Genomic DNA, 11,395 nt, shown 5'->3' on the forward strand with positions numbered 1-11,395 from the left:
TTAGTTTTATTGATTATTCGTTAAGGTTCCTGTTGTTTCTAAAAGTTTGCTGTAAGCCAGCAACACATCCGCTTTTGCTACCGCGAGATTTATTTTTGATTGCAATAACGCAACATTAGCATCCAGCAGTTCGGTGGTATTCACCAGGTTGTTATCATATTTATTTTTTGTGATGCGGTAATTTTCTGTAGCCTGCGCTACAGCTTTTTCATACACCTGTGTTTTCTTTTGACTCAATAAGACATCTTCAAAAGATTGATTTACCTGCAACTTCACCTGGTCGTCCAATTCCGCCTGGCTGGCCAATAATTCCGTTTCGCGCGATTTTGCTTCTGCTACTTTTGATTTGGTTTTCCAAAGAGAAGAAATATTGTATCTTAATCCCACTCCGATATTGGCTGCATTCGTTATGGTAATCAGGTGAGGAATGTTGGCAGCGATATATCCGCCAGACAAAGCAATGGAAGGATACAAATCAGATTTTGCCAATGAAATTGCTGTGTGTGCAGCTTTAGTCCTGAACGCAAGCGCCATGATATCTTTCCTGCTTTGCAGCGCGCTTTGTTCATATTCATCAATGGTTTTTATGGAAATTCTTTTATTGAAGCCGGTTGAATCTACATTCAATTGTGAAGACTCCGGATAACCGAGCATGAGGTTCATATTGACAGTAGCAGTTTTTAAATTACTCTGTGCATCCAGCAAAGACAATTCAATATTGGAAGTGTGCAGTTCAGATTTCAATAAATCATTTCTCGCCAGCAAGCCATTTTCCTCAAGGCGACTAAATACGGAATCCTGTTCGCGCGACTGGCGCAAATTTTCCTTTACCACCTCCACAGTTACAGCAGCTTTGTATAAATTGACATACGCATTGATTGCATTCAATACCACTGCTTCTTTGTCTTGCTCCGCATCCAGCATGGTTGCCTGTTGCAGGTATTTTGCAGATTCTATTCCATAACGGATTTTTCCACCGGCATACAAAGGCAATGACACATTTAGAATACCATACATTGCCTGGTGAACAGATGGAATGGATTTTTTTGAACCACTCGAATCGGAGCCACCGCTGGCTGCATTTGTTTTTAAACCTATGTTTGGATTAGCCAGGTATAAGTAGGAACCAGATACATCGGCATTCGGAAGTTTATTTTCAATAGCCTGCTTTAACTGGGCAGATGCCTGGTCATTTCGTGCCATGGCTGCTTTCAGCAAGTGGCTGTTTTTGACAGCCAGGTCAATAGTTTCCTGTAAGGTCAATGTTTTTACATCCTGCGATTTTGAAACCAAAGGAGATAAGGCAAAACCCAAAAAAACAATTACAATAATTATAAATGAAGGCCTTGCGGATTTTGTTATCATATAGTTACTGATCATTTTCTTTTTAGAAATATTTTTAATTTTTCAACAAATGCGAACGCATCAATTGCTTAAGATGCGCACTTAACCGTTTTTTTAAATGCTTATTTTGAAAGGGGGTAAAGCCTTCTTTTTTCCCTAATATTTTGCGGCAAATAATATCTGAATTCAGTAAATAATGAATCGTTCCTGAAACCGTTGTTATCGTCAATTCAATATCTACTTCTTTGAATTCGCCACTTTTAATTCCCTGCTTTATTATGCCCTTCACAGGAATAAGATTCTTCATTATAATATCACTGATAGCCTCTCTAAGCTGCGGCCTGTGTTGCAGCGACAGCTCGCGGTGAAGGATGTGATTAAATTCAACATTAGAAAATTTTCTTTCGATAGTCTGATCAATTACCTCATCCACCTTTTCAATGGCCGAAAGATTTTTGTTATTAATCAAATCAGCAAGAATTCCCTTCAAAAACAAAGCGCGGTATTCAACAACACTCTTAAACAAATTTTCCTTTGAAGTGAAATAATAATTTATCATGGCCACATTTACTTCAGCATCCGAAGCTATTTCCCTGACTGACGTACCTTCAAAGCCCTTAGTGCTAAAGAGTTTCAGAGCGGATTGTATAATAATTTCTTTTTTGGTCATTTTAAAAAAAGAGTGCGAAATTAAACACTTGTTTAAAACTAAACAAACGTTTAAAAAATTTTTTGTTTTTTTTCTTTCCCAAAATTGTTTTATGACAAGGGCCGAAGCCCTACTTTTTTCACCTGAATCTGATATTAAATATTGCAGCATGTAGAAGAAATAGTGAAAAAAGCTGCCAGCAAAGCAACTTTCAATCAATATTTTTATTTTGATCAACAGAAAAACTTAAATTTACATGCAATTAATATTTAATATCTAAATTGGAGCAAAGATGAGTTCGAAGCGCTGCACTGCTTTAAAGCCAATTCCTGGTATTTCTATTATTTCCCAAAAAAAATCAAATGGAAAAATTTGTAGCAAAAAACGGCGTAAGCGTAAGGGCTTTCAAAGGCGATGCCATGACCTTGCTGGCTTTTGACTTAGCCGGGGAACTTAAAGAGAATCTTGCGGGTTTCAGTATCAGCTACAAATACAAGCGGGGCAATAAATGGGTGCAATCTTACCTATACAACCGGATGAAATTTCCTGATTCCTTTTTTACCAATAATCCTGATGTGCCTCACAATGACAGGAATTCAACATTGTACTCTCCTATTCAAAAATTTAACTGGGTGCATGTGCCCAGCGCCGATATAGACACGGAAGTTCCGGCTTTTGCGGATTACACTTACCTGGTAACCCCAAGGTATATGGTTAAAGGTTCGTTGCTGCCATTGAGATCCGACCTCACCGTTTCCATCAAAATAAATGTGGCACCATTTGAAACAGAAAATATTAAAGTTGGTTTTACACGGGGCTTCCTTTCTTCAGTGGCGTATGCAAAGCGATTTAATGTAAACAATAATCATGTGAGGCCGCCTGGCTCCAAAGATGACTTGCTCTTTGACATTACTCAGAAAGCAGACAGAGCCGTAAGATGGAACGACAGCAAGAAGAAATATGAATATGTGGATTATACTTTTGAAGAGCAACACAAATGGCTTGGCTGGCAGGCTCGCGCACGCATCCTTGATTTTTTGAATGAAGCGTTGGCAGACAAATTAATCGTGTTGAAAGCATTTGCTTACGACCTTGATGAACCGGAAATATGCAAGCGGCTTTTGAAACTTGCTTCGGAAAAAAGATTGAAAATTATTTTGGATGATGCCGGCAAACACGGAAAGTCAACATCAATGGAAGCTGCTTTTGATAAAATATTCAAACAATCAGGAGCAGACGATAATGACATCCAGCGAGGGCATTTTCTTTCACTGGCTCATTCAAAAGTTTTTATCCAGGTAAAGAAGAATAATGCAATTAAAGTGCTGACAGGTTCTGCAAATTTTTCAACAAACGGTTTATATGTCAACAGCAACCATGTGCTCATCTTCAACAACAAAAACATTGCGCAATTTTATAGCGACGTTTTTGATGCCTCTTTCGGTAAAACATCAATGAAAGATTTTAAAGGTTCAAAATTTACTTCCCCGGACAATCCTTTCAAGGAAAAGTCAGTGGGTGAAATAAATATCACATTTGCGCCACATTCCAGAACTGATGCAAAGCAAATTTTTGATCGCATCAGCGCCCGCATTTTAAAAGAAGGAAATACCGATGTGCTTTTCGCCATCATGCAGGATACCAGCGCCAGTTCAATTTTGGATGCGGTTCAGCAACAGGTAAAAAATGAAAAAATTTTTACCTATGGGATTACCGATACTATTTCAAAAAATGCAGACTACGGCATTTTTTTATACAAGCCCAATTCATTACGCGGCATCAGGGTAGCTGCCCGGGGCATTCAAAACGTGCTGCCAAAGCCATTTGGCAAGGTGGCCAACATAGATGGCTATGCAATTCATCACAAATTTATTGTGGTAAATTTCAGGGGAGATGATCCGGTTGTTTATTGCGGTAGCAGCAACCTCGCATTTAACCCAGAGCAACACAATGGTGACAACCTGCTGGAAATTCATGATAAAGATATTGTGACTGCATTTGCCATCCAGGCGCTGGTCTTGGTAGACCATTTTCAATGGCGTAACAAAGAAATTAAAGAAAAATCAATTCATCTTGATGATATAAGTAACCCATCTAAGGCGTGGTACCAGGCGTGGTATGACCCGGAAGACTTAAAAAACAGGCAAAGAAATTTGTATATCAGCGGATAAAAATCTTTGCTATTTCTTTGTTTACTGTCTTTTGCTTTAAAGTTCCTGCAACTCAACTAAATTTTTACTGACATTCAATTTGTATTTGAGACCTACCTTAACAGCAAAATTTTGTTTTTCGTGGCTGATGGGAAAATCAAAACAAACAGGGTATCTATAATCTTTTACAAGGTCCTTAACAGCCTGCTGTACACTTTGACCAAAAGGCAAAGTAGTATCTTTCATATCAGAAAAGCCGCCGATAATCAATCCTTTTAAATGGTCCACTTTGCCGCTGCGCTTTAGCTGGTACATCATACGGTCAACCGAATAAATATATTCACCTATTTCTTCTATAAAAAGTATTTTATTTTTCGTTTGAATGTCGGATGGTGTTCCAATTAAATTTACGAGCAGCGACAAATTACCACCCACTAAAATTCCTTTTGCTTTTCCCGATTGATCCAAAACACTTCCTTCTGTTTTATAATCTGCCTTTTTGCCCAACAATGCCTCATGCAAGCTCCGGATATATTTATTTTCTAACCCGTACTCATCAAACGCAGCGGCCATAGGTCCATGCATCGACGCGATTTTATAATTTGAAAAAAGATGGCAATGCAGCACAGTAATATCACTAAAACCTATCACCCATTTTGGATGTTGTATGAATTTTGAAAAATCAAGGTTATCAATGATTCTGCCTGTGCCATAGCCACCTCTGGCGCATAAAACGGCATCGATATTTTCATCGTCAAGCATTTGCTGCAAATCATCGCGGCGCTGCTCATCAGTGCCTGAAAAGTAATGATATTGATTGCCTAATGTTTTTCCGGGAACCACATTAAAACCCCATACTTTAAGGGCTTCAATACAGGTCAGCGCTTTTTCAAAAGGCATAAAGCCAGCAGGACAAACTATCCCTATCGTATCGCCGGGCTTTAAATAAGGAGGTATCGTAACCATAGAATAACAATCTAAAAATTTAATAATCAACCAAAACTTTCCAGGCTTGTGCCTTTATCAGACACAACCAATTTGTGTTTCATGCCACATTTCAACGCGTAATTTTCTTTTACGTGCCCTACCGGAAAATCAAAGCAAACGGGGTAATGTGGCGCTATCTTTTCTATAACCATTTCCCACAATGATTTGCCAAACTCCTCACCCGGATCATCAGGCTTCATCCTGAACTGGCCTATTATCAAGCCTTTCAAGCGATCTAATTTTTTACTTCTTTTCAAATTCCATAACATGCCGTCAATTTTGTAAGGGTATTCACCAACATCTTCAATAAATAATATTTTTCCATCCGTTTTTAAATCAGAAACACTCCCATCCAGCAATTCGATAACCGACAAATTGCCGCCCACCAAAACGCCAGTTCCTTCGCCAAAACGGTTTTCATAATTTACCGGCCTTTCATATTTCATTTTTTCTCCCGACAAACATTGCCTGATGGAATCTATGGAATCAATCTGGGTTTTATCTGCGGTGGCAAAATCCAAAGGAAAACTATTACACATTTTTGAATGAATAGTGGCTATGCCGAATTTTTGCTGTATATGGCAATGAAAAACGGTAGCATCGCTAAAGCCGATTATCCATTTTGGGTGTTTCACAAAATTTCTAAAATCAATTTTGTCAATAATCCGGACTGCGCCGTATCCGCCACGGCCAAGCATAATGGCCTTTATTGAGGGATCATCAATCATCTTTTGGAAACCGGCAGCTCTTTCTTCGTCAGTTCCGGCAAAAGTAAAATCCTTTGCATCTACAGTTTCATCAGTAATAACGCTAAAGCCCCATTCTTCCATTTTGTTGATGGCGGGCAGGCATTCTTCCATGCTGATATACCCGGAAGGACAGGTGATGCCGATAACATCTCCTTTTTTCAAATAGGGCGGAATTTTGTAAGGCAGAAGCGAGTGGTCTACATACATCGCTTTTGGAAAAGCCGCAGGGATAGCCGCCAGGGGAAAAACAGATGTCAGAAAATCCTTTCTTTTCATACTACTTGTTACGTCAGTTTAAATTTAACATTTCATAAAAATTTCAAATCTTTTTAATAACTATTCCATTCAAATTTATATAATTGAATGTTTATCATCGATTCCGATAATTTTTAAACCTAAAAATGATATACAGTAAACGAATTTTTATTTGTTCTTTTTATTTTGCCGGCGAACCACAGCAAAATTTAAATATTAATATCAAAAAATATTTTTTATAATTTAAATACATTCTCTATTTTTAGCTCTCTTTTTAGACATTAACGTTATTGCATTTAATTTTTTATTCCGCATTGTAAAAACAATAATTCCAAAAAAGGATTGAAAACCTTCTTTTCAGTTAGCAAACAAACATTTTTTCAACTCAATTAAAAATCAACATTTATGAGAAAATTGCAAAAATTATGGTTCATTCCATGTCTTTTCCTCTCGCTTTTTTCTGTAGCTCAAACCCGCGAAATAAGGGGAACAGTGACTTCAGAAAAAGGCCCTGTGGTAGGCGCTTCAGTAATTGTAAGCGGAGAAACTGCGGGCACTTCCACCAACGGCACTGGTAATTTTTCGCTGAGAATACCATCCGGAAATGCCTCGCTGGTGATCAGTTCTGTAGGCTATGTTACAAAACAGGTTGCTGTAAGCCCTAATGAATCTCAAATCACCGTAACATTGGAAGAATCAAAAGCGGCCTTGCAGGAAGTAGTAGTAACGGCCCTTGGCATTAAAAGAGAAAAGAAATCTCTCACCTATGCCACGCAACAAATAGATGGCGATGAATTAACCAAAGCTGGCAACACCAATTTCGTAAGCGCGCTAAGTGGTAAGGTGGCCGGCGTTAATATCGCAGCCAGCAATTCCGGCGCGGGTGGTTCTACAAAAGCGGTATTAAGGGGAAACAAATCCTTAAGCAATACCAGCGAGGCGCTTTATGTAATTGACGGCGTTCCTATGGTTAATAACAAAGGCGGCCAGCCGGGTTCCTATGGCGGAACAGACGCCGGAGATGGACTTTCTGCAATCAATCCCGCTGATATTGAAAGTGTCAGCATTTTAAGGGGCGCAAGCGCATCTATTTTATATGGAAGCCAGGGCGCGAATGGTGTAATTTTGATTACAACTAAAAAAGGCCGGGTAGGCAAGGCCCGCGTTGATATCAATTCCAATACCATTTTCGACCAGGTATCAGGGCTTCCTGATTTTCAATACAGGTATGGCACTGTAGGAGGTGATTACAACTGGACTCCAGTTCCAAAAGGCACGCCTGCTTCAGCACTTATTAATACTAAGTCGCCTGTGGATAATATAAAATCAAGTGGTTATCAAAAAGGCTATATTAAGGATTTCTTCAGAACAGGTATAACCGCTATGAATTCAATATCAGTATCTGGCGGTACCGACAAAACCACGGCGTATTTTTCTTACGCAAACACTTCTGCAACTGGCGTGATGCCCACAAATACTTATGGCAAGAACCAATTTTCATTTAATCAATCTACCAAATTATTAAAGGATAAAATAGTTCTGACATCTAACGTCATATTCTCTTCAGAAAAATCTTATAATCGTCCCGGTGCCGGTTATTACAATAATCCACTTACAGGTTTATACCTGTTTGCAAGGGATCGCGATTTTAACAGCTACAAAGAGAATTATGCGATTTGGGATAGTGCCAGGAATATGCCGAAAATGAATTGGTATTCAACAGAAGAAAAACAAAACAATCCTTTTTGGGAACTCAATAGCGATTCTAAATTGCAGACTTCCAATCGTGTGATAGCTGATGTCAAAGCTTCTTATGAAATAATAGAACACCTTAATTTGCAGGTAAGAGGTAACCTGGACTATAATGATGTTTTATTTGACAGGCGTTATGCAGCCAATGGGAACTCCGTAAGTGTTAGTCCCAACGGCACCTGGAATTATTCAAGATATTCGGATAAAGCATTGTATGCTGATGGTATTTTAACTTATGACAATACCTTCGGGGAAATTAGCTTAAATGCATTAGCAGGTGTGAGTTATCAGAAAAACAATTTCAACGATGGCTTGAATGTGAATAATGGAACCACCTCCCTGCGGTATCCTAACTGGTATACCTTTGCGAATATACCTTCTAACATAACGTTCAATAAAACGATTAGCCGGACAATTAAGGAGGGAGCTTTTGCTGATGTAACGTTGGGCTTTAAAGAATTTTTATACTTGGATGTAGCAGCCCGTAACGATTGGGCTTCTACCCTCGCACTCACCGGCAATCAATCTTATTTATATCCTTCTGCCGGATTATCAGCTGTTATTAGCCAAATTGTAAAGCTACCTGAATTTATTTCATATTTTAAACTAAGGGGATCTATCACTCAAACCGCCAACGATGTGCCCTTCAATGTAGTTGAACCGTGGAGCACCATGAGCAACGGAAATGTTAGCAGGCCACAATATGCTCCTTTCACCACCTTAAAACCGGAGAAAATTGTAGCCAATGAATATGGAACCGATATACGGTTTGCTGATAACAGGTTCGGTATCAATTTTACCATTTACAAGGATGTGAGCACTAACCAATTCCTTACCCTTCCGGCGCCATCCGGTTCAGGCTATGTGAATATTTATGTAAATGCCGGAAAAATAGTAAACAGCGGATTTGAATTTACAGTAGATGGCGCAATCGTTAGAAGTAACAATCTTTCATGGAGAACGGCTTTCAACGGTTCTGCCAATAAAAATAAGATAGTAGAACTACTAAAATCTGATCCGGGTTTCAAAATAGGCGGCCAGGATGAAGGGTTCGATTCAAGAATTATGGCTGGCGGTTCATTTAACGATTTGTGGATTTATAAATTTGCACGGAATGCTCAAGGCCAGATTTTATTAGACTCAGCATCCGGAGTTCCTACGAAAGCGAAAGATGAAACGAAAGTGGGCAACGTAAATCCTGACTTTTTATTAGGATGGAACAACGATCTCACCTTCAAGAATTTCTTTGCCAGTGTGTTGGTTGATGCGAAATTCGGGGGTGTAGCCTTCTCTAAAACTCAGGCATTCCTGGATGCTTACGGTGTAAGTGAAAAAACTGCGGCGCAGAGAGATGCCGGCTCTATTCCTATAAATGCGGTGATAACCTTGCCCACAGGCACAACGAATGTCACATCTTTAGATCCCTGGACTTATTATCAAAACGTCGGTGACAGGAACAGGATCATGGAGCCTTACGTTTTTTCACGGACTAATGTAAGATTAGCACAATTGGTATTGGGCTATACTTTCAGGTCTCACAATGAAAATTCCTTTTTCAAAGATGCTTCTGTTTCACTGATTGGAAGAAATCTATTCTTTTTCTACAAAAAAGCGCCGTTTGACCCCGAGCAGGCAATGAGTACTAATAATTCAATGCAGTCCAATGATGTGTTCTCAATGCCATCAACAAGATCAATGGGATTTAACGTGAAGCTCACTTTCTAAAATTTTAAAATCATTAGTATGAAACAAATAATTTTTTTATTAATAACAGCTACCATTTTGGGGTCGTGCACCAAGGATTTTGTTGAGACCAACCAAAACCCCAATCAAATTTCTGATAAATTGCAAACGCAGGATAATAACCTGGTTGGAGGCCCTTTTGGAGGAATGATATATAATCTGAACGGAGGGCAGATTGAAGAAGATTTATCCCAGGATTCATGGATGGGCTTTATGAATACAGGAACTGATTTCGTCGGAAACTCCAATAACACTACTTACTATATTACCTGGAACAGTTACTGGAACAGGGTTTATACAAGTGTAATGGCACCGTCAAAACAAATTATTAAACTGGCCCAGGATTATAACTTACCCATGTTTATCACCTGGGCAAAGCTTGTAAGGATTCTATCAGTATCTAAATTGACAGCCATCTATGGCCCCGTTATCTATTCTAATTACGGTACCAGTGGAACTGTTCTTTATGACAAAGAATCTGACTTGTACGACCTTTTCTTTAAGCAATTGGACTCTATACAATCCGATTTTGCAGCCAACAAAGATTATGTGGGCTTTAAAAAATTCGATGCTTGTTATAATGGAAGCATCCCTGAATGGATGAAGCTAGTAAATTCTCTCAGATTGAGGCTGGCAATGCGTCTTGTTAAAGTAGCGCCAGATGTTGCAAAAACTCAGGGAGAGAAAGCGCTAAATGATCCTGCAGGATTGATGACCACCAATAAAGACAATTTCATCAATTCTTTGTTAGGAAATATTTTGCCGATGGCACAAATTTGCTTCCAATGGGACGATACCCGCATGGGAGGCGTTTTTGAAACTTTCCTTGGAGGTTTAAAAGACCCGCGCGTTTCATCATTTTTCTCCCCGGTGTCGGACATGACCTTGGTTTCTGACCATCCTGATTTCCCTTATAAAGGAATTCGGAATGGCGCTTATATAAAAACAAAAGCTGACCATATTCCTTTTTCTAAAATCAATCCCAATTTCAATGACCCTCCAAACGGAGGAACTACCACTACCAGGAGAGATTTTACCGCCGCAGAAGTGGCATTTTTAAAGGCAGAAGCTGCCCTGAGAGGATGGAATGGAGCGGGCGATGCAAAAGAGAATTATGAAAATGGCGTTAAGCTTTCCTTTGCTGATTGGGGCGCGGGCGGTGTGGATGCCTATCTGGCCGACAGTACAAGCAAGCCATATAGCAATTACGTAGATCCTGTTGACTCTCGTAATGATTTTACAAGCCGGTCAACAATCACTGTTGCATGGAAGGAAGCCGACACAAAAGAATTAAAGCTGGAAAAAATTATGACCCAAAAATGGATCAATAATTTTACGAACACATTGGAATCATGGGTAGACTTTAGAAGAACCGGCTATCCCAAAATTCCACATGTCGCGCACAATACCAGCAGCGATGACTGGGGGAAAATAGCTGAAGATCAGTGGATAAAAAGGATGCCGTTCCCAAATGCAGAAAGAATTAGCAATGCAGATGGCGTTGCAGACGCAGTTTCAAAAATGGGACCTGGCGCAAAAGATGATATCGCTACCCGCTTATGGTGGGATACCGGAAATCCGTCTAATTTCTAAAAAAGATTGCACAGTTCTTTTTCATATAATCCCGGGTCAGTCCCGGGATTTTTTTTGCTTTTTTTGATGTTTTCGACTAGATAGTCAACCCTTAAAAACCAAATTTAAGATTTAAAGAGCTGAAGAATTCTCCATTTTTTGTTTTAATAAGTTTGTAAAGAGTTTGAAAAAAA

General features: G+C 39.2%; 7 protein-coding genes. 3 read left to right on the forward strand and 4 right to left on the reverse strand.

Going from position 1 to position 11,395, the window contains the following annotated elements:
• Nucleotides 1-6 precede the first annotated feature (6 nt).
• Both EFY79_RS19395 and EFY79_RS19400 read right to left on the reverse strand, forming a co-directional pair.
• Nucleotides 7-1,365 carry a TolC family protein gene (locus tag EFY79_RS19395; protein WP_123122418.1) on the reverse strand — a complete coding sequence of 453 codons (1,359 nt, stop codon included), beginning with the start codon at nt 1,363-1,365 and terminating at the stop codon, nt 7-9.
• A 34-nt stretch (nt 1,366-1,399) separates the two neighbouring features.
• The gene (locus EFY79_RS19400) at nt 1,400-2,014 is read right to left on the reverse strand and encodes a TetR family transcriptional regulator (protein ID WP_158605259.1); all 615 of its coding nucleotides are present in this window, start codon (nt 2,012-2,014) and stop codon (nt 1,400-1,402) included.
• A gap of 341 nt (nt 2,015-2,355) precedes the next feature.
• Here EFY79_RS19400 and EFY79_RS19405 point away from each other — a divergent pair, with 341 nt between their 5' ends.
• Entirely contained in the window at nt 2,356-4,164 is a 1,809-nt protein-coding gene (locus tag EFY79_RS19405) for a phospholipase D-like domain-containing protein (RefSeq protein WP_123122407.1), read from the forward strand.
• Between the two features lie 36 nt (nt 4,165-4,200).
• On the opposite strand, the gene EFY79_RS19410 is transcribed toward EFY79_RS19405, so the two are convergent.
• Both EFY79_RS19410 and EFY79_RS19415 read right to left on the reverse strand, forming a co-directional pair.
• Entirely contained in the window at nt 4,201-5,109 is a 909-nt protein-coding gene (locus tag EFY79_RS19410; RefSeq protein WP_123122408.1) for a S66 peptidase family protein, read from the reverse strand.
• 26 nt (nt 5,110-5,135) lie between these two features.
• Nucleotides 5,136-6,155, reverse strand: a complete 1,020-nt coding sequence (locus tag EFY79_RS19415) for a S66 peptidase family protein (protein ID WP_123122409.1) — start codon at nt 6,153-6,155, stop codon at nt 5,136-5,138.
• Nucleotides 6,156-6,539: 384 nt separating this feature from the next.
• Here EFY79_RS19415 and EFY79_RS19420 point away from each other — a divergent pair, with 384 nt between their 5' ends.
• Nucleotides 6,540-9,611, forward strand: a complete 3,072-nt coding sequence (locus tag EFY79_RS19420) for a SusC/RagA family TonB-linked outer membrane protein (protein WP_123122410.1) — start codon at nt 6,540-6,542, stop codon at nt 9,609-9,611.
• 18 nt (nt 9,612-9,629) lie between these two features.
• Nucleotides 9,630-11,222, forward strand: coding sequence for a SusD/RagB family nutrient-binding outer membrane lipoprotein (locus tag EFY79_RS19425; protein WP_123122411.1), 1,593 nt, complete (start codon nt 9,630-9,632; stop codon nt 11,220-11,222).
• Nucleotides 11,223-11,395 lie beyond the last annotated feature (173 nt).

Source organism: Hanamia caeni (genome assembly GCF_003721595.1).
GTDB classification, from domain to species: Bacteria; Bacteroidota; Bacteroidia; order Chitinophagales; family Chitinophagaceae; genus Ginsengibacter; species Ginsengibacter caeni.